The organism is Oceanispirochaeta crateris (assembly GCF_008329965.1).
Taxonomy (GTDB): Bacteria; Spirochaetota; Spirochaetia; order DSM-2461; family DSM-2461; genus Oceanispirochaeta; species Oceanispirochaeta crateris.
The window spans coordinates 488,196-506,836 of record NZ_CP036150.1 but is presented as its reverse complement, the minus strand read 5'-3'; the positions used below and the strand labels follow the sequence as shown (position 1 = coordinate 506,836).

The 18,641-nt window shown below is 42.2% G+C and carries 17 protein-coding genes; 7 read left to right on the top strand and 10 right to left on the bottom strand.

What is annotated here, in order from left to right; all coding sequences use genetic code 11:
• Positions 1 to 25 precede the first annotated feature (25 nt).
• Genes EXM22_RS02305 through EXM22_RS02285 form a run of 5 tightly spaced genes read left to right on the top strand, consistent with a single transcriptional unit; the run spans position 26 to position 6,049 of the window.
• Positions 26 to 481: a PTS sugar transporter subunit IIA gene (locus tag EXM22_RS02305; protein WP_149484963.1), complete on the top strand. Its 456-nt coding sequence runs from the start codon at positions 26 to 28 to the stop codon at positions 479 to 481.
• Positions 478 to 2,166 carry a cation:proton antiporter domain-containing protein gene (locus EXM22_RS02300; protein ID WP_149484962.1) on the top strand — a complete coding sequence of 563 codons (1,689 nt, stop codon included), beginning with the start codon at positions 478 to 480 and terminating at the stop codon, positions 2,164 to 2,166. The genes EXM22_RS02305 and EXM22_RS02300 overlap by 4 nt, the downstream gene beginning before the upstream one ends.
• A gap of 1 nt (position 2,167) precedes the next feature.
• Positions 2,168 to 3,058, top strand: a complete 891-nt coding sequence (locus EXM22_RS02295) for a CBS domain-containing protein (protein WP_168203304.1) — start codon at positions 2,168 to 2,170, stop codon at positions 3,056 to 3,058.
• Between the two features lies 1 nt (position 3,059).
• Positions 3,060 to 4,334 carry an ArsB/NhaD family transporter gene (locus EXM22_RS02290; protein ID WP_149484960.1) on the top strand — a complete coding sequence of 425 codons (1,275 nt, stop codon included), beginning with the start codon at positions 3,060 to 3,062 and terminating at the stop codon, positions 4,332 to 4,334.
• A gap of 53 nt (positions 4,335 to 4,387) precedes the next feature.
• Positions 4,388 to 6,049: a SulP family inorganic anion transporter gene (locus EXM22_RS02285; protein ID WP_149484959.1), complete on the top strand. Its 1,662-nt coding sequence runs from the start codon at positions 4,388 to 4,390 to the stop codon at positions 6,047 to 6,049.
• A gap of 83 nt (positions 6,050 to 6,132) precedes the next feature.
• On the opposite strand, the gene alr is transcribed toward EXM22_RS02285, so the two are convergent.
• The 6 genes from alr to EXM22_RS02255 form a co-directional block, all read right to left on the bottom strand.
• Positions 6,133 to 7,266 carry an alanine racemase gene (alr, locus tag EXM22_RS02280; RefSeq protein ID WP_149484958.1) on the bottom strand — a complete coding sequence of 378 codons (1,134 nt, stop codon included), beginning with the start codon at positions 7,264 to 7,266 and terminating at the stop codon, positions 6,133 to 6,135.
• Between the two features lie 81 nt (positions 7,267 to 7,347).
• Positions 7,348 to 8,358, bottom strand: a complete 1,011-nt coding sequence (argF, locus tag EXM22_RS02275; RefSeq protein WP_342780275.1) for an ornithine carbamoyltransferase — start codon at positions 8,356 to 8,358, stop codon at positions 7,348 to 7,350.
• A gap of 15 nt (positions 8,359 to 8,373) precedes the next feature.
• Positions 8,374 to 9,612: an arginine deiminase gene (locus tag EXM22_RS02270; RefSeq protein ID WP_149484956.1), complete on the bottom strand. Its 1,239-nt coding sequence runs from the start codon at positions 9,610 to 9,612 to the stop codon at positions 8,374 to 8,376.
• Positions 9,613 to 9,755: 143 nt separating this feature from the next.
• Positions 9,756 to 11,147: a DUF3943 domain-containing protein gene (locus tag EXM22_RS02265; protein WP_149484955.1), complete on the bottom strand. Its 1,392-nt coding sequence runs from the start codon at positions 11,145 to 11,147 to the stop codon at positions 9,756 to 9,758.
• A complete protein-coding gene (locus EXM22_RS02260) occupies positions 11,144 to 11,821 on the bottom strand; it encodes an outer membrane beta-barrel protein (RefSeq protein ID WP_149484954.1) in 678 nt (225 codons plus the stop codon). The genes EXM22_RS02265 and EXM22_RS02260 overlap by 4 nt, the downstream gene beginning before the upstream one ends.
• A gap of 190 nt (positions 11,822 to 12,011) precedes the next feature.
• A complete protein-coding gene (locus EXM22_RS02255; protein ID WP_149484953.1) occupies positions 12,012 to 12,926 on the bottom strand; it encodes a DMT family transporter in 915 nt (304 codons plus the stop codon).
• A 151-nt stretch (positions 12,927 to 13,077) separates the two neighbouring features.
• Between EXM22_RS02255 and EXM22_RS02250 the strand changes: the two genes are divergently transcribed.
• Both EXM22_RS02250 and EXM22_RS02245 read left to right on the top strand, forming a co-directional pair.
• Complete coding sequence (locus tag EXM22_RS02250; protein WP_149484952.1) at positions 13,078 to 13,713, top strand: DUF1007 family protein; 636 nt, start codon at positions 13,078 to 13,080, stop codon at positions 13,711 to 13,713.
• A complete protein-coding gene (locus EXM22_RS02245; RefSeq protein WP_168203303.1) occupies positions 13,703 to 14,605 on the top strand; it encodes a nickel/cobalt transporter in 903 nt (300 codons plus the stop codon). Before EXM22_RS02250 ends, EXM22_RS02245 begins: the two co-directional genes overlap by 11 nt.
• Before the next feature lie 6 nt (positions 14,606 to 14,611).
• On the opposite strand, the gene EXM22_RS02240 is transcribed toward EXM22_RS02245, so the two are convergent.
• The 4 genes from EXM22_RS02240 to EXM22_RS02225 all read right to left on the bottom strand — a co-directional run bounded on the left by EXM22_RS02240 (position 14,612) and on the right by EXM22_RS02225 (position 18,630).
• Entirely contained in the window at positions 14,612 to 15,892 is a 1,281-nt protein-coding gene (locus tag EXM22_RS02240; RefSeq protein ID WP_149484950.1) for a TRAP transporter large permease, read from the bottom strand.
• A 13-nt stretch (positions 15,893 to 15,905) separates the two neighbouring features.
• Positions 15,906 to 16,415: a TRAP transporter small permease gene (locus EXM22_RS02235; protein WP_149484949.1), complete on the bottom strand. Its 510-nt coding sequence runs from the start codon at positions 16,413 to 16,415 to the stop codon at positions 15,906 to 15,908.
• A 59-nt stretch (positions 16,416 to 16,474) separates the two neighbouring features.
• Entirely contained in the window at positions 16,475 to 17,491 is a 1,017-nt protein-coding gene (locus EXM22_RS02230) for a C4-dicarboxylate TRAP transporter substrate-binding protein (protein ID WP_149484948.1), read from the bottom strand.
• A gap of 236 nt (positions 17,492 to 17,727) precedes the next feature.
• Entirely contained in the window at positions 17,728 to 18,630 is a 903-nt protein-coding gene (locus tag EXM22_RS02225) for a DeoR/GlpR family DNA-binding transcription regulator (protein ID WP_149484947.1), read from the bottom strand.
• Positions 18,631 to 18,641 lie beyond the last annotated feature (11 nt).

The window sequence follows — 18,641 nt, the reverse complement described above, 5'->3', positions numbered from 1 at the left end:
CTTTTCCATAAGGTGGATTAAAAATATGAACATAAACAGTTTAATTAAGAAAGAAAGATGTTTCATTTTGAAAAGCACAACCAAAACAGAAGCATTTCATGAGATTTTTGAGTATATCGAATCTGAAGGTCTCATCAGCGATACAGAAAACGTCAAAAAAGAAATCTTCTACAGAGAACAGATCATGAGCACCGGCATCGGCCAGGGCCTTGGAATTCCCCATATCCGGTATGAAGGAATAACAGAACCTCAAATTCTAGTTGGAATCAATCCTAAAGGAATTGAAGACTATGAATCTCTGGATAAACAGCCAGTCAAGATTATTATCATGATCCTGGTGGGAGCAGATCAGCACAAGGAATATCTCAGGATTTTATCCCTCCTTGTGAACCGTCTGAAAGACGAATCCAGCATTAATAGAATTCTGGAGGCAGAAACTCCCGAAGAAATTAAAACAGCCTTTATTGGATCAGAACAATGATGATAGACTTTATAATCGAACACGTTACCGTTGAACACTTAAACCTCATATTTCTTATGGGGATTATCCTCTTTGGAGGAACCTATGTAGGGCGCCTATTTCAGAAATGGAAAATACCCCAGGTTGTGGGTTATATCTGTCTGGGAGTCATCCTGGGAAAAACAGGATTCAACATCATTAGCCTCAATACCCTAGAATCCCTGCAGCCGTTCAACTTTTTTGCCCTCGGCCTCATTGGATTCATGATCGGTGGGGAGCTAAGAATCAGTACGCTGAAGAAATTTGGAAAACAATTTTCTACAATTCTCGTCCTTGAATCTCTGGGAGCCTTTTTCATCGTATCCGCCCTGATGATCGGCATGGGTCTGTTGTTTTTCGAAGACAAAGCCACTGCCATTTCTTTCGGTTTGCTGATGGGAGCTATTTCGTCTGCCACGGCGCCGGCCGCCACGACAGACGTACTGTGGGAAAATAAGACAAGAGGACCTTTAACAACCATGGTCCTCGGCATCGTCGCCATGGATGACGCCTTTGCCCTTCTACTTTTTGCACTGGCTTCCAGCGTTGCAGGTCTATTAACAGGACAGGGAGACATCAGCCTGGGCTACAGTCTGATGGAACTTGTATGGGAAATAGGAGCCGCAATTCTGGTGGGACTTCTAGCGGGAACAATGATCAAAAGAGCCATGAAATCATTTGTGGATGACGATAAGATTCTAGCCTTCACAGTGGGTGCGATCCTCCTGATCATAGGGACGGCCCAGCTCCTGAAGGTCGACATGATCCTGGCTTCCATGACCCTTGGTTTCTTTGTGACCAACAACATTCCCCAAAGGAGTAAAAAAACATTTCACCTTGTAGAGAAGTTTACTCCCCCGGTATACATTTTATTTTTTGTCCTTGTAGGAGCCAAACTGGATGTCACCGGCTTAACGTTCATGTCGGTCATTCTTGCCCTGATCTATATCATCGGTAGGATCGCCGGAAAAGCCATAGGTGCCATCTTGGGTTCATCCCTCTCCAAAGCTCCCAAAACTGTCAGAAAATATCTTCCCTTCTGCCTATTGAGCCAAGCAGGTGTCGCCATAGGACTTTCCATTGTGGCAGGACAAACCTTTAAGGGCCCCATTGGCGATACAATTATTCTGGTGATCACCGCAACCACATTTGTGGTTCAGATCATCGGTCCCGCCTTTGTCAAATATGCAGTCACCAAGAGCGGTGAAGCCGGCCTGAATGTAACCGAAGAAGACTTGATTCTACAGAGTAAAGCCGGCGATCTGGCGGATAAAGAGATTCCGATGATCAGAGAAGACGAAACACTCAAGGGCATTTTGAGGATCTTCGCAGAAAGAGACAATTTATATTATCCCGTTGTCAATAAAGAAGGAATTTTAACAGGAATCCTTTCAATTGATAAGTTAAAGGATACTTTTATATCCTCTGAATTCTCAGACTTTTTACTGGCTCATGATATCATGGATAAGGTGGTCTATAAGTGCACCCTGGAGACAAGCGCTGCCGAAATTTATAACTTTTTCAAAAAGAGTCATATCGCATCTGTTCCTCTGGTAGACAAAGAGGGTCATGCAGAGGGAATCATCGAATACAGACGAATACAACAGCTCATTTCTCGCAGACTGTCAGAATTCGAGCATAAAGCAGTCCAAATGGAGGAAGTCTGACATGAAATTAGGTTCATTGATTCAAAAAGAATACATCCTGACAGGAGATAAGTACTCATCTGTTATGGAAGCCGTTGATGCCCTCATTGAGATCTTTGCCAAAAATGAAAAGTTTCCCGTTTCTATGGAGAAGATTCAGGAGATCGTTCTGGAAAGAGAACGTCTGGGAGGCACTGTAATTCCTCCTGGAATAGCCATTCCACACGGGCGTATTGACGGATATGAGGATATTTTAATTGGCATGTGGATTCCCTCAAAGACTCTGGAAACGGATCAGGGAGATGTAAAAGTCCTGATGTTTTTTCTAACATCCAAGGCTGGTTCATCCCTCTACCTCCCCATGCTCTCCTCCCTTGGTAAATACTTCGGGAAAGAGGAGTTTTTGGATTCCCTTCTTGGCCTCTCGGCTCAACAAATCCATGACCTTCTCAATACGATGGATATAAAAAAAGAGATCACCATCGAAGACATTATGACCGTCAATCCTGTATCCATTAGCAAACAGACAACTCTGGCTCAGCTCGCCGACTTGTTCTATCAAAAGAATCTCAGTTATATCCCTGTGGTGGATGAAAACAATGTTCAGATTGGAGAAGTAACAATCAAAGATCTTTTCTCCCGGGGGATTCCCGACTATGTCAAAAGGCTGGGCTATGTGAGCTTCCTGAAAACTCTGGAGCCCTTTGAGGCCTTGTTGCGGGAGGAAGATAGAATTCTGGTTCAGGAAATCATGCGTCCCCCCAGTAGAAAGATCAGCAAAGAGGCGTCCATCATCGAAGCCGTGATGATGATAACCACAAAAGATGTCCGTCATATCCCCGTAATAGAAGACAAGAAACTGGTGGGTATGGTCTGTGAGACTGACATTTTAAAAAAAGTATTGAGGGCTTGAGATGATACAATTAGTTCTTGGAGTATCTTTTTTTATACTCATATTTATTCTGATTTCTCTGGAAGTCATCAATAAAACGATTCTGGCTCTCCTGGGAGCCGTCCTTTTTATAGCATTGGGCATCCTCAACGAACACATGGCCTATGAAGAGATTGACTGGAATGTTATCTTCCTTCTGATAGGAATGATGGTTATCGTGGGCATCACCAAGAAATCTGGTCTGTTTCAGTATATAGCCATCAAATCTGCCAAGGCTGTTCACGGTGATCCTGTTAAGATTCTGATCCTTTTTTCAATAATCACAGCAGTTCTTTCAGCTCTTCTGGACAATGTGACCACTGTCCTTATCCTGACACCTGTGATCATCCTGATTTCGGTGGAACTTGGCCTGAATCCCATCCCCTTTATTATCAGTTCTGCCCTGGCTTCCAATATTGGAGGAATGGCGACCCTCATCGGAGATCCGCCCAATATCATGATCGGCAGTGCTGCCGGACTCGGTTTTACGGACTTTCTGGTCAACCTTGGTCCTCTTGCCCTGATCCTCATGGTCATGCATGCCTGTTTGATCCTCCTGTTCTTCAAAAAAGATCTGAATGTGAGTATGGAAAGACGAGCACGTATTATGGACTTTGACGAAAATGCATCCATTAAGGATAAAACTCTGCTCATCAAGAGTTTGGTTGTCATGTTTCTAGTGCTCCTATTTTTTCTCCTCCATGGGATAACCGGGCTGGAACCCTCCACCATAGCTCTGGGAGGTGCGGCAGTTCTCATGTTGATTGTTGGATCCGAGGATGTTGAAGAGTTTTTCCATGAGGTAGAATGGTCCACTATATTCTTTTTCATCGGATTGTTTATTATGGTTGGAGGACTTGTCAATCTGGGTGTGATCAACTTTCTGGCCGAAAAATACCTTGTCTTGACCAAGGGTGATCTCTTTATTACCTCAGAATCGATCATTTGGGTCAGCGGATTTTTATCCGCCTTCTTGGACAATATTCCCTATGTGGCTACAATGATTCCCTTAGTGGAGCGTCTGAGCCAGGATATGGGTACCAATATCGATCCTGTCTGGTGGTCTCTAGCCATCGGAGCCTGTCTGGGAGGAAACGGAACACTCATTGGTGCATCAGCCAATGTGGTGAGCGCAGGCCTTTCTGGACGCAGCGGTTATAAAATTAGTTTTTTGGAGTTTACAAAGTATGGGATGATCATCATGATCTGTTCTCTGATTGTCTCCAGTACTTATGTTTATCTCAGATATCTGATATAGAGTTCCTGTGATCTAAAAACAAAGTGAAACAGCAAAGTGGAGCGTATTATATAATGATCAAAGAAGAATGGACACCAAAGTTTTTTTCCCTTTTAAAGGGAGGAATCAGTCCGCAACAGGCCAGACAGGATGTCATCTCGGGTATTTTGGTGGGGATCATTGCCCTGCCTCTGGCCATTGCTTTTGCCATTGCCTCGGGTGTTTCACCCGATAAGGGAATCATCACCGCCATCATTGCCGGTTTTATAATCTCCCTTCTGGGGGGAAGCCGTGTTCAAATAGGAGGTCCAACAGGGGCCTTCATTGTCATTGTTGCGGGGATTATCCACCAGTACGGCATAGAGGGACTTCTCATCGCCACAGTCATGGCCGGGATTTTTTTGATCCTTATGGGTCTACTGAAAATGGGTTCTCTCCTAAAATACATCCCCCAAACTCTCATCACTGGATTTACAAGCGGGATCGCCGTTATAATTTTCACAACCCAGATCAAAGACTTTCTAGGGATCGATGTTCCAGGAATTCCCGAACCCTTTCTGACAAAATGGTTGTATTATTTTCGGAACCTGGGAAAGATAAATCCTGCATCTCTGTCTATCGGCCTGGTAACCATCTTCATCCTTATGGGACTGCCCAAGTTGACAAAGAAGATACCCCCGGCTATCACAGCCATCATTCTCACCACGGCGGTCGTCAAACTAGCACAGATACCAGTCGAAACCATCTATACCCGCTTTGGCAATATTTCTTTTCAGATGATTAAGCCGGGGCTTCCAGAATTTGATATGCAGACTCTAGGGGCCCTGGTCACGCCCGCTCTTTCTATCGCCATTTTGGGTTCTCTGGAATCCCTGCTGTCTGCTGTTGTAGCAGATGGGATGATTGGTGGATCTCACCGCTCCAATGTTGAATTGATTGCTCAGGGAATCGCCAATGTGGTAACACCTTTTTTTGGTGGCATACCCGCAACAGGAGCCATAGCCCGAACTGCGGCTAATATCAAAAACGGGGGACGGAGTCCCATTGCAGGAATTGTCCATGCTCTGACACTCCTCGTCATCTATGTTGTGGCCATGCCTGTGGTAAAATTCATCCCCCTGGCTACCCTGGCAGGAATACTCATTGTTGTTTCCTGGAATATGGGAGAGTTCAAGGAGTTTTCAAATATAATAAGAATCAATAGATATGAAGCCCTGGTCCTGTTAGCGACCTTCTTGCTTACCCTCTTTACTGATTTGACCATTGCCATTCCCGTCGGTTTTATCATGGCCGTAATACTTTTTATGAAAAGGATGGCCGATTCAGTCGAGATATCTCCCCTTCTAACAAGTAAAGCGGGAGATGGAAAACTCTTCTCAAATGAATTGGGTGAACACTCAGAGAATATCATCATTTATGAGTTGAATGGCCCCATGTTCTTCGGCTCGGTCCATCACCTTTTGAACATCAATAAGGAAATAAAACCAAATCATTCCATTCTGATTCTAAGATTTCGCTACGTTCCGATTGTCGATGCTTCTGGTTTAAATAAACTCAAAAACATCATCCGAAATCTTCAAAAAAAAGATGTCAAAATACTCTATTCGGGTGTGAATGAAATGATCATCAAGAAGTTTTTGAATCAGAACATTGCCGATGAGTCATGCCTCTTCAAAGACATTCAATCGGCTCTGGCCTTTGCCGAAGAATCCGTTAAATCCAACTCTTCTTCTTGAAACCCATGAGGTGATATAGAAAGTAGTATTGCTTTGACAGAGCCGTCCTTAGGACGGCTCGAATCATGTATAGAACAAAGGGATTACTCTTTGTAGTCCCGGGGAACTCGTTTGTTAATATTACAGGTGATCTCATAAGGGATTGTCCCGGCAATTGCTGCTATATCTGCGGCGCTCAGGCTCCCCTCCTGGCTGCCGAAAAGTAATACGTCATCATACAAAGCGGCCTCTGTTTCATCGCCCAGATCAATCATAAATTGATCCATGCAGACACGACCGGCCACAGGGCAGGATTTACCATTGACCAGAACCCTCCCGCGGGACGAGAGCATTCGGTTATACCCGTCGGCATAACCTGCAGGTACGGTGGCAATCCAAGTATCCCGGGGCGCCTCCCAGGTTCTGCCATAAGAGATTGCGGTACCCTTTTTAACCCGTTTCAAAAAAGTCAGTTTTGAAATAAAGTCCATGACAGGTCTAAATTCTACAGACTTCTTCATTCCGGGATCAGGGTAGTATCCATAAAGGCAGATTCCAGGACGGACCATATCAAAATGAGCTTCGGGATAAGCAATGATGGCTCCCGAATTAGCCGCGTGAACAATACCGGGATCAATCCCGCTGTTTTTGAGAGTTTTAACGGTCTTCGCAAAGAGGTTTATCTGTTCCCGCGTAAAGCGGACATCGTCTGTAGAAGAACTATCAGACACCGGAAGATGCGTACAGATACCTCCCATTTTCAAGTTTTTCATTGTCCCAAGGAGTTCTGCCAAAGGAAGAGCTTCATCGGGAGTGACTCCGATTCGGCCCATTCCTGTATCTATTTTCAAATGCACATTGAGGACCACTCCCAACTTGTGAGCTTCTTTATTGAGTTTCTCAACATAGTGCACATCTCCCACAAAGGGAGTCAAATCATACTTAACGATATCGTTGATTTCCTCATCTAAGGCAAAGCCAAAGAGGAGCACTGGGGCGGTGATTCCCCCTTCACGCAGAAGCCGGCCCTCATTTACGGTTGCCACAGCCAGAAAGTCGACCCCCCATTCCAGAGCCTTACGGGAGACCTGGAGAGCCCCATGTCCGTAAGCATCCGCTTTTACGGCAATACAGATTTTTTGATTTCCTGATGTCAATGATTTTATACAATCCAGATTATGGACTATGCGATCCAGATGGATTACGGCTCTAGTAGCCCTTTTATTTTCAGACTGCACTCAGCTGTGCCTCCACTTTCTTAATAGGCTTAATAAGGCCCACACCCAAGACGGGTTATGGGCTAGTAAATTCATGATGGGTCAGACATTGCCTATGGTTGCGACCATAACGGCTTTTATGGTATGCATCCTATTTTCGGCTTCATCAAAAACCACAGAATGCTTGCTTCTGAACACCTCATCCGTCACTTCCATGGAATCCAGTCCGAATTTTTCTTTCACATCTTTGGCTATATCTGTTTCTGTATCATGAAAAGCCGGCAGACAATGCATGAACAGTACGTCGTCATTGCCTGTTTTTTTAACCATCTCCATATTGACCTGATAGGGTTTCAGCTGCTTGATCCTTTCTTCAAACATGGCCTCTTCGCCCATGGATACCCAGACATCCGTATAAAGGACATCAGCCCCTTTCACGGCGTCCAGACTTTCAGACAATTCGATAACAGCTCCGGTTTCCTTGGCTATTTCTTTCATTTCGGCAACCAGTGCCTCTGAAGGAAAGAGTTCTTTTGGAGCCAGGGCAACAAAATGCATACCCATCTTGGCAGCACCAATCATCAGAGAGTTTCCCATATTATTACGGGCATCACCGGCATAGACAAATTTAACCTTATTCAGAGGTTTATTACAGTGTTCCATCACGGTCAAAAAATCTGCAAGGATTTGGGTGGGATGATACAGATCAGTCAGTCCGTTCCAGACAGGAACGCCTGAATATTTCGCGAGATCTTCCACTGTGTCCTGTTTGAATCCCCGAAACTCGATTCCGTCATAGAATCTTCCCAGGACCTTCGCCGTGTCTTCAATAGACTCTTTTTTGCCCATCTGGCTATTGGTTAGGAAGGTCACCTGAGCGCCTTCATCAAATGCAGCGGTTTCAAAGGCACATCTGGTTCTTGTAGAGGCCTTTTCAAAAAGCAAAACTATATTCCTACCGTCCAGAAGATTACCTCTGATCCCGGCTCTTTTCTTTCTTTTAAGATCCAGTGACAGATCCAGAAGATAACGGCACTCTTCGGGAGTAAAATCCTTCAGTGTAAGTAGATGCCTTCCTCTTAAATTGACAGCCATATGATTCTCCTTCAACATGTCTTAAACATTATTTTAATCTAAATCAGTTCTTCTCAAAGGCATGCTCATACAACGGGGACCTCCCCGTCCGCGTACAAGTTCAGATCCTTCAATTTCAACAACTTCCACACCATTTTCACGCAGAGAATCGTTGGAAGCAGTATTTCTCCGATATGTTACAACAGTTCCGGGTGAAATAGCCAGCGTATTGGTACTATCATTCCATTGTTCTCTAGCCGCTGTAATTTTATCCCCCCCACCACTGGGAATAATCAGAACCTGATTCAGTTTCAAGGCCTTGCAAAGCGCTTTATTCAGATCAGTACGGGCAGTAATCTTTAAAGAACCAGCTTTCTTCAATGAGTTTTTAAGACTGAATACCTTAATATCATTCTCGATTCCCGGAAAAATCGTAAATTTATCCCGGTCCAGCATGGTAAAAACAGTATCCAGATGCATATAAGCCCTCTTAAAAGGTATCTGAATCACCAGAACCTCTTCAATAGAAGAGTTAGATTTAAATAGATTCTCCGCCAGTTTTTCAATGGCCACCGCTGAAGATCGGGCACTGCAACCGATGGCGAGAACAGACTTACTCAGAACAAGTATATCCCCCCCTTCAATGGGCTCATTCTGATGATATCCATACCACTGTGGTACTTCATGGCAATTGATCTTTTCATGATGACGATTGATATAGGAAAGGATCATGGTTTCCCGATTCCGGGCTGATGTTTTCATGGAATTGATTGAGATACCATTTCCGATCACTGCACCTGGATCTCTAGTAAAGTATAAATTGGGGAGGGGATTGATATAAAAAGGATACTCGTCGGCAATATAGTAAGAGAGGCTTCTATGGTCCTCTTTATAGGAAATTTCGCTTTTATGAAGACCGGCAATCAGGATCTCAGTCAATGCCGCCGGGGTTCTGGATAGAAGGTGTTCTAAGATGGCATCCTTTTCTTTTAATCGTCCAAAACCAGTTAAAACAGAAAGCTCCTCTACCATCTCTTTTTTAACAGACTCATCTTCCAGGATCTTCTCCAGTAGTCTGTCATAGTAGAAAACCTGGCAGCCCCGACTCCTTAGCACATCTGCGAACATATCATGCTCTTCCTGCATCCGTCCCAGCCATGGTATATCATCAAAAAGAAGTTCTTCTAGGGATTGAGGTGTTAATCGTTCAAGTTCTTTTCCCGGTCTGTGAAGGAGGACAGATTCCAGCTTCCCGACTTCAGAATTTACATTATAGAAAGGTAGAGTGGTCATGCAATCCTACTTCGTAAAAAGGATAGTACATCTTATAGTACTTGAAGAACAAATGCAATTTACATAGGAGTTCTAAAAATGGAATCCCACAGAGAAAGGTCTAATAAATACAATGAAAGGATCTGATATTCGTCCACATTATTTTAAAATTCAAAGCCATAATACATTGAATAAACGGGAACAATTTCATGCGCATCTTTTTGGTTTTCAAAGAAACTCTCTTTATGAAAAATCTGACCTTTAATTCCCACAAAGAAGTCATCAGAGATTTTTTTTCGACAGGATGCACCTATAATTCCTATAAACTCACTCCCTTTGGAACCGTCTTCCGGGACAGAAGAATCAATGATAAAGAGATTGTATAAGGCATAATACGCATCAAAAAATAATGACTCCTTCCAACTCAAAGAAAAACTTGTTTTGACATTATATCCTGTATTCAGGCTATAGTTCCGCCTTTCATATTCAGGAGCTGTCAGATAAAGGTCATTGTATTTTAGATATATGATGCTGCTGGCACCCATAAAAATATAATTTATGTATATTGAGGAATTGTAGGACCAGCTCGATCCAATGGATGATTCACTTATCCACCCGATTCCCGCTCCATTTGCACTCAGATTAATAATTCTGTTATTCACAAAGTCATAATTCAGGTAGAGCCCCAAACTTTGTTTAAAATTTCCATCAGAAAAAAAGGCCCGGTCATAGATCAGCCCTTCTGTAAAAAAACTCAAAAATGACTCATTGCCATAAGAGAGATTGATCTCGGTTGATATTGTAAAAAAATCAAAAGGGTCTGTGTTATGTCCGGTAACTGGTTCTCCATAGATCAGGTTTAAATGATAAATGAGGTCTACCCCATCACTGGAAAAACTTTCTTCCGGACTTTGTTTCAACCGAACAATAAAATAACTCCGTCCCACTCCTACAGATTGATATCCACCAATGTGAACGGTCCTGGCTTTCTTCCCTGGTACAAAATAGTCGTTGATCCCGGAAAATGGACTTATGATATTGGCTCCTAATCTCCTGAAAAATCCCGGACTCTTTTCATCCCCTTCCGCGCCGTAGCGGAGAGATTCAGAAATTCGGAATAACATCTCTCCGAAGGTGACTCCCCCAAAAGTCGTTATAATCAAATCATTTTTTGAGGGAGTCTCCGTCTCCATCAAAAGTTCCCAGGACAAACTTCCCAACAGGGTCAAAGAGGCAGAACTCCAGAAACTATTACCCGAAGATCGTCCGGAGCTATAATAGACAGCTCCCTGATAGGGGTGTCCCAGATGGTTTACTATAAACTCATCCTGGTCCCAAACCCAGGGTCCTGTCACATTTTTCTGCACAGAATCCATGGTTATCATTCCATAATCAGTTTGATGAATGTATCGATTAAATCCCCATAACAGATTATTGCTCAAAATAGTTTCAGAAAGGCCCAGACTGTAATTCTTGAAATCCTGAGAAACAGCAGGAACTGCAGACACTATGAATAGGAATACACAGACAGAGGGAAGCAGATGTCCTTTTCTCATAAAACCCACCGGATGCCACAGGACATCTTCAAAACATTCTGGTGGACATTTTCATAAATGATCAATGTAGAATCTGTTTCTCTTAAATAGCTGAGCTCTAAAAAAATGATATGATCTCTATGGGGAACATCCACCCCGATCCCGCCTATCCATGAGAAATTCAAGATTGAGAAATCATCTCGATCAAGTTTAGTTTTATTGAAAACAGCTCCCTGTTGCGCATATTCAGCCTGGCTCAGGAGGGCACTCATCTGTAACCCACCAATTAAATACAACACATTATTCTGAACTGAGAGGACATTCACTTTTAAAGAGAAGGGAATACCAAGATTGATTTCACTGATCAGATTTGCATCAGAATCTCCATTTGGATACTCAAAGGTATATCCCCCGCCCTGAGCTGAAAGCAGGACCTCACATCTTAAAGACAGAGACCTGTTAATTGGAGATACAGCTATAAGCCCCAGTGAAAACCCAATGAGAGAGGTATTTTCAACCGCTGTGGGTGAGAGTTCCTGGGAAGAATCTTCTAAGAAATCATCCCAACCTCCTCCGCTGTACCAGGGAAGTGTTAATGATGAAATGTATCCTATACTATTACTCTCTGGGAAAACAGAAACAAGGGAAAACAAGAAAATAAAAATGATGAATATATTATTAAGCTGGTTTCGCATTGAACAACGATCATATTAGAATATGGTAAATTGATCCAGTAGAAGAAGATAGAATGATAAAAAAAATGGATTATCTCTTATGCCTATATACTTTGAGAATATATCCGGAGATCCTCATACATAGATCTCAGAACTTACATTCTAAACAACAACAGAGACTCCTTCACAATACTGATCAAAATTATTTAAACTATGTATTCCTTGTTGATTGAACTACGGCCAATAAAATTCCCGTTACAATGAGGATCAGGCAGAGGATGGAATAAAGATGAATTGTCTCATCCAGGAAAAAATAGGCTTCGATGAAACTGAAAACCGGAAGACTATAATACATCATCCCTGTTTTTACGGGTCCTATATAGCTGATTGCCTTATTCCATAGAACAAAGGCAGACATAGATGCAAAGATCCCCGCATACAGTACAGCAATAAAAACATGAGAGCCATAATCAAATGGTATCTGGGGAGAACTTATTTGTTCATACAGATAAAAGGGAGTCAGAAACACCAGTCCCAGAATATAGGTACTCAACTGAAAGGGAATCAACCTCAGTCCTTCAGGTCTGAAATTTAACAGGATACTGTATATAGCAAAAATGAGAGATGCAAGGAGCATCCAAAAATCTCCAACAACGAAATCCATGTTTAAAACATTGGAAATTTGCCCTTTATTCACCAATAGAGTAGCACCGGTAAAGACAATAATGATCCCTGCAATTTTGCGAATAGATATTTTCTCCTTAAAGAAAATAACGGAGATTAAGACGATGAAAACAGGAAAAATTATGGCAATCATGGAGAGATTTTGAGCTGTCGTTGTATGACCTGCTCTATAGATCAAGGTATTAAAAATTGAAATACCCAACAAGGCATTAATGCAAATGTAGAGTTTATGTTTCATCAATGTTGAAAAATCAACAATAAACTGTCTAATTGAAAAAGGAAGGAAAACAAGAACAGCGACGGACCATCTGTAAAAAGAAAGACTGATGGGAGAGAGATCGCCACTGAGTCCCCTTGCTATTATAAAGTTTCCTGACCACAGAACCGTAGCAAACAAGGCAAAGAGATATCCCCGAAGATGATGTGTTTGTCTGCTTGCCATTAGAATCTCCTCTTTTACGATTCATACCAATTTGCAGTTTTAATAAGAATGTGTCAATTATTATATTATGAATAGCAGGATCTTCCATGGATTAAAAATCCAATCAAAATCCAAAGCTTGACAATAGAATATAAGTAATCTAAAAAGTTATATGACTTCCAGAAAATTCATGCTCTTCATCGTATTTCTTTTCCTAATCCAATTTCAAATCCATGCTCATCCTCACATGTCCATAACAACCCGCTGTAGCTTTACTTTCGAAGACATGGAACTCACAGGAGTATGGGTAGACTATCGTTTTGACAAGTACTTCTCCATAGACATACTCCAATCTTTTGACCTGGATCAAAATAAAATCTTTGATTCGGAAGAGACCCTAGAAGTATATAATAATGCCTTCATTAACCTCGAAAACTATGGTTTTTTTATCAGCATAAGAGATGGTGATAAAAGGAGTTCTCCCCAGAAAGTCAGTGACTTTTCCCTCTCTTATGAGGACAATCATATAAGCTACCGATTCTTTATGAAACTTGAAGACAGCGATGAAAGGCAAGTTGTTTTATCCGTATTTGATCCTACTTATTTCTGTTCCTGTACATACGAAGAAACTGACACGGTGAGGGTCATCAGTGATGAAGATTTTCAGTTTGATTATTCTGTGAAGGAAAATAAAGACTACCCTGTCTATTATGATCCTTATGCAGCCGTCGGTGATGATACGACCCATGATTTTTGGTTCCCCGGTCTTGAGACTGCCTACCCCGAGGAAATTCACTTTGTTTATTGATTTTAGAAGAGATAAAAGATCTGTTTTGATCTTTTTGATGATGATTGCCGGACTGTATGCCCAAGCCAATCCCTTTCTTGGAAACAATGAAGGGAAGAAAACACCCTCGGTGAGACCTCCCGGACATGCTGGATTTCTGATTGAACAACAACTTGAGTTTAGGGATCGCATCGGAAACATGCTTCTGGAATCCCAGGAGAAAAATGATTCGGCTCTCTTAATAGGAATATTGGGCCTTGCATTTTTATATGGAATACTCCATTCAGCAGGCCCAGGTCACAGAAAAACGGTCATTTTCTCCGTCTTCTTATCACGGAAAGCCAAATGGTATGAACCTCTGGCAGCGGCCATGATGTCCGCTGGTGCTCATGCATCAGCCGCCGTGTTTCTGGTGTTATTTTTTCAATATGTATTCCAAAAAATGGCCTCTGTTCAGATCAACAATATCAGTCAGTACATGGAAGGGATCAGCTTTATCCTTCTTTTTGTGCTGAGTCTTTACTTTTCAATCAAAGTGGTGATCAGGCTTATTAAAAAAGAAGCTCATCATCATGGACCCAAGGAGAAAGATAAGAATCTTTACTCCACATTATTGATTTCCAGCTTTTTCCCCTGCCCAGGTGTCATCATGATTCTCAGTTTTTCAATTGCCCTGGGCCTTTTAAAACTGGGAATACTCTCAATCATAGCCCTCTCTTTGGGAATGGGCCTTACCATCTCCCTGGTTGCATATCTGGCCTACTTTGGAAGAACCGGTCTATTTAATGTATTCAAAAAGAAAGAAAAAAGGCTGGAAAGCATATCTGCCTATCTAGAATTAAGCAGTTTTCTCTTTCTCAGCCTTTTCAGCCTCTGGATGGCTTTCCCCTTTATTCTTGCATTCCTAAGATGATTCTGCTTAAAGCAGATTCGGCAAAAACATCACGACAGCCGGAATGTATGTAACCACCAAAAGAACCAAAATCAAAGCTATGATGAAGGGCCATATTTCCCTCATGAAATCACCCACTGAAACCTTGGTTATAGAACAAGTGGTAAACATCATAGATCCAAAGGGAGGAGTGATTCCTCCAATCATAATATTGACAATAAGAACCAGACCAAAATGAACAACATCAATTCCCATGGTTCGTATGACAGGAACCAGCAAGGGTGCGACAATGATCAAAACGGCTCCGCCTTCCAAAAACATACCTAGAAAGAGTAAAAAGAGGTTGATCACAACGAGCATAAGCCAGGGAGATCCTGAAAATGTCATCAGAGATTGAGTCAATTGGTGCGGTATACGCTCCCAACTCATATACTGACCAAAAACAGAAGCAGCTACAATGATAAGAACAACCGAACTCGTGGAGTAAACCGTATTTTTTAGAATGATTGGAAAATGTTTCCATTTCAGTTCTTTGTAAAAAAAGGCTCCCACGATGGTACAAAAAAGGACGGCAATGGCACCCGCTTCGGTGGGTGTGAATATTCCGAACCGGATTCCCATAATAATCCCGAAAGGGAGCAGGAGAGCCCAAATGGACTCCCTCAACTGTATCAGAATATCCTTGGGAGGCGACATCTTCTCACGGGTCGGTAGATATCCCCTCTTCCTTGAAATAATGTACACCGTAACCATTAAAGCGATACACATCAAAAGTCCGGGGACATAGCCCCCAATAAACATTTGCGCCACAGAGGCCTGGGCAATAAGGGCATAAATGATCAGATTGATTCCAGGTGGAATAACCGGAGCGATGGCCGAAGAGGCTGCGGTAATGGCCGTAGAAAACGCCCTGTCATACCCCCGTTTCTCCATTTCAGGAACCAGAATTTTGGACTGCATAGCCGCATCGGCATTGGCAGACCCGGAAATCCCGCCCATCATGGTGCTAAGAACAACATTGACTTGAGCCAGGCCCCCTTTCATATGGCCTGTTAAGACGTCGGCCATTTTCATCAGACTCGAACTGATACCTGAAAAGTTCATAATTTCCCCGACCATAATAAAAAATGGAACTGCGAGGAGAGGAAATGATGATGCCGATGTGATAAATTTCTGAAGAATCAAGTCTGGGGGTGTTCCCGTATCACCAAAGGTGAAATACGCCAGAGTGGCTGCCAATAGAGCAAAAGCAATGGGAATACTCGAAAAATAAAGGATCATGACAATAACAATTGGAAAAATGGACATAATGCTCTCTCCCCTATTCGTCCTGGCTTATGTGTGAATCTAATTTTGAAAAACCAAAAAATAGACGTATTTCCCTGTACAAAAATTGTGCCGCATGAATAGTCATCAAACCGAACCCGACAGTAATGGCCAGATTGACGTAAAGTGCCGGAACATCAAGCACTGGAGTCCGTTTTAAACTATTGGCCTGAATAAACAGAGTACTGAGATAAAAAATATATCCATTAATCACAACCATAAGAAAGTTGATAATGATGGAAATAAGCTCTCTGATTTTTTCGGGGAACAGGGCTGTAATCAAGTCTATCCCAATATGCATTTTGTATTTATATGCCGCAGCCGCGCCAATAAAAACACTCCAGATAAAGCAGGTAGTAGACACTTCTTCAACCCAGTAGAGTCCCCCCTGAAAAAGATATCTGAGTATAACGTTCAAGATGACTATAGAGACTGTAATTGTTAAAAATAAACCGCTCACAAATACTTCAATATCCTGAAATATTTTTTTAAAAAAAGATCTCATTTTTTTTCCTAAAAAAAAGGCGCAGGAGAGGTTCGTTCCTGCGCCTGATTTACATATGATTATCTCATAGAATCTAATTCTGCAAATATTGAATCAAAAACACCGGGAGTCATCCCAGGCTGCTCGTCATACAAGGGAGCCAAGGCTTCTCTAAAAGCCATACCATCTACTTCATTAAACATGACGCCATAGGATTCAAGCTCTTCAACAACACCGCTGTGCTGAGATTTAAGCAAGCTTACCATATCGTTCGCACCTTTGGTAAACTCTTCTTGAATAATATTCTGGTATTCCTCAGGAATTGAGGCCCAGACATCAGTGGAAATATAAACCCCGCAGGTACCCAGAATATGGCGTGTAGTGGCTACATTTTTAGTAGGCCCTTCATACACCTTAGTTCCCAGGTTTGTAAACTCGGAGCCTTCCAGACCATCGACAACACCCTGCTGAACAGCAGAGAGAGTTTCACCCCATGGAAGAGGAGTCGCATTGGCACCCATGGCTGTCAATGTATCAATATAGGATTTAGAACCGGGAGTTCTAATTTTCATACCACTTAGATCTTCTGGAGTTCTTATAACTTTGGTTGTGATGAGATTCCTGAATCCATAGATATAATCAAGAGCCAGAATTTTGATTCCCTGTTCTTCGGCTTCGGCAATCATATTTTTGACAATGTCTCTTTTTGTCAGCTCAACATATTCATCAAAACTCTGATATAACATGGGAGCGTAAAGAGCCTTGAAATCGGGAACATAATCGCCAATAAATGAGGGATCTTCTACAGAAATGAAATCTGCCCCTCGGACCACCTGCTCCACTCCTTCCTTATAGGCAGGTAATTGTGCCTGTGGAAAAGTCTGAATTTCAATTGCACCATTCGTTTTTTCAAGAATACTGGCAGCAACTGCGTCCATAGAAATTGTGAGCTGTTCAGCGGGACTGAACACATGGCTGAGTTTTAAGACCAGTTTATAATCCTGATCACCCTCTGCTTCTTTTGCTCCACCGGCAAAAATGGCCATATTAACAAGTAATAAAATACTCAGGACCATGAATAAAGCTTTTTTCTGCATCTGACACTCCTTTTAGTATAGGTCATACAAAAATGTTAGTGATAGTGTGATATTTCACCACACTCCCCAATGATCGTTTATGATCATTAAGAAACATTAACCCGATAAATTGAGACTGTCAAATTATTATTTTTAGAAAGATGGAATTTGAATCGATTTGGATGGTTTTCCATGGATCGTGTCACTTTTAAAATTCAAAAACCAAGAATTGTATGTTGGGAATAGGATAGAATTTTTTAAGCCTCTAGGGCATTAGTCTGGATGACAGTGATTCCCTGCTCTTCGAAGTCTTTAATGTACTCCTTATCAAGGAACCAGTCTGTGATCAGTGTTGAGATTCTATTGACAGGCGCCGTAACATAGTCAGAAACCAAACCAATCTTCCTATGATCTGCCACAACAATAATTTCTCCCTTGGTTCTGTTCATCATGAGCCGGCTTGTTTCAGCGGCATGCTGCATAGGCGTAGTCAAACCATATCGGCAACTGATTCCATGAACACCAAGAATAGCCTTATTGGCATTCACCTGATTGAGGATGTCATTTGTAAAACCGCCATAGAATGAGTTTGACATGGGGTGATAGAGCCCTCCGGCCAGTATTAGCTCGATTTCGGGATTCTCAATCTGCCCGATTGAACCCGCATTTGTAGTCACAACCTTCACATTCTCTTTGTTAATATATCGAAATATATGAAAAGTTGTGGAGCCTCCATTTATAAACAAAGTGTCTCCATCGTTGATAAAACCGGCAGCCAGTTTGGCTATGGCATCTTTATTTTCCATCTCTGTGTAGGAACGGCTGTTATAGTGGACCTCTTTATAGATTCTCTTTGTGGAAATAGCACCACCATGGGTCCTTTCCAGAAGATTCTTATTTTCGAGAATAGAGAGGTCCCTCCGGATAGTTATCTCCGAGACATTCAGTAATTTACTCAAGTCGGGGACTCGGACATGACCATCCCTGTGAATCAGCTCAAGAATCCTTTTTTGCCTCTTGGGCTGGTTTTGGAGCTGTCTTACCTGATCATTCTCTTTCATAACCGTATTATATTCCCTGAAGGGTCTTGTAGCAACAAACATATTTGAAATCTTTGGTTGATTTCGATCATTTACCGGGTCTATAATGTTCGATATCATTCATTCTATCC

Coding starts and splice junctions, on each gene's coding strand:
- EXM22_RS02305 (WP_149484963.1), top strand. CDS start 26: ATGAACATAAACAGTTTAATTAAGAAAGAAAGATGTTTCATTTTGAAA.
- EXM22_RS02300 (WP_149484962.1), top strand. CDS start 478: ATGATGATAGACTTTATAATCGAACACGTTACCGTTGAACACTTAAAC.
- EXM22_RS02295 (WP_168203304.1), top strand. CDS start 2,168: ATGAAATTAGGTTCATTGATTCAAAAAGAATACATCCTGACAGGAGAT.
- EXM22_RS02290 (WP_149484960.1), top strand. CDS start 3,060: ATGATACAATTAGTTCTTGGAGTATCTTTTTTTATACTCATATTTATT.
- EXM22_RS02285 (WP_149484959.1), top strand. CDS start 4,388: ATGATCAAAGAAGAATGGACACCAAAGTTTTTTTCCCTTTTAAAGGGA.
- argF (WP_342780275.1), bottom strand. CDS start 8,358: ATGTTGAAGGAGAATCATATGGCTGTCAATTTAAGAGGAAGGCATCTA.
- EXM22_RS02270 (WP_149484956.1), bottom strand. CDS start 9,612: ATGACCACTCTACCTTTCTATAATGTAAATTCTGAAGTCGGGAAGCTG.
- EXM22_RS02265 (WP_149484955.1), bottom strand. CDS start 11,147: ATGAGAAAAGGACATCTGCTTCCCTCTGTCTGTGTATTCCTATTCATA.
- EXM22_RS02260 (WP_149484954.1), bottom strand. CDS start 11,821: ATGCGAAACCAGCTTAATAATATATTCATCATTTTTATTTTCTTGTTT.
- EXM22_RS02255 (WP_149484953.1), bottom strand. CDS start 12,926: ATGGCAAGCAGACAAACACATCATCTTCGGGGATATCTCTTTGCCTTG.
- EXM22_RS02250 (WP_149484952.1), top strand. CDS start 13,078: ATGACTTCCAGAAAATTCATGCTCTTCATCGTATTTCTTTTCCTAATC.
- EXM22_RS02240 (WP_149484950.1), bottom strand. CDS start 15,892: ATGTCCATTTTTCCAATTGTTATTGTCATGATCCTTTATTTTTCGAGT.
- EXM22_RS02235 (WP_149484949.1), bottom strand. CDS start 16,415: ATGAGATCTTTTTTTAAAAAAATATTTCAGGATATTGAAGTATTTGTG.
- EXM22_RS02230 (WP_149484948.1), bottom strand. CDS start 17,491: ATGCAGAAAAAAGCTTTATTCATGGTCCTGAGTATTTTATTACTTGTT.
- EXM22_RS02225 (WP_149484947.1), bottom strand. CDS start 18,630: ATGATATCGAACATTATAGACCCGGTAAATGATCGAAATCAACCAAAG.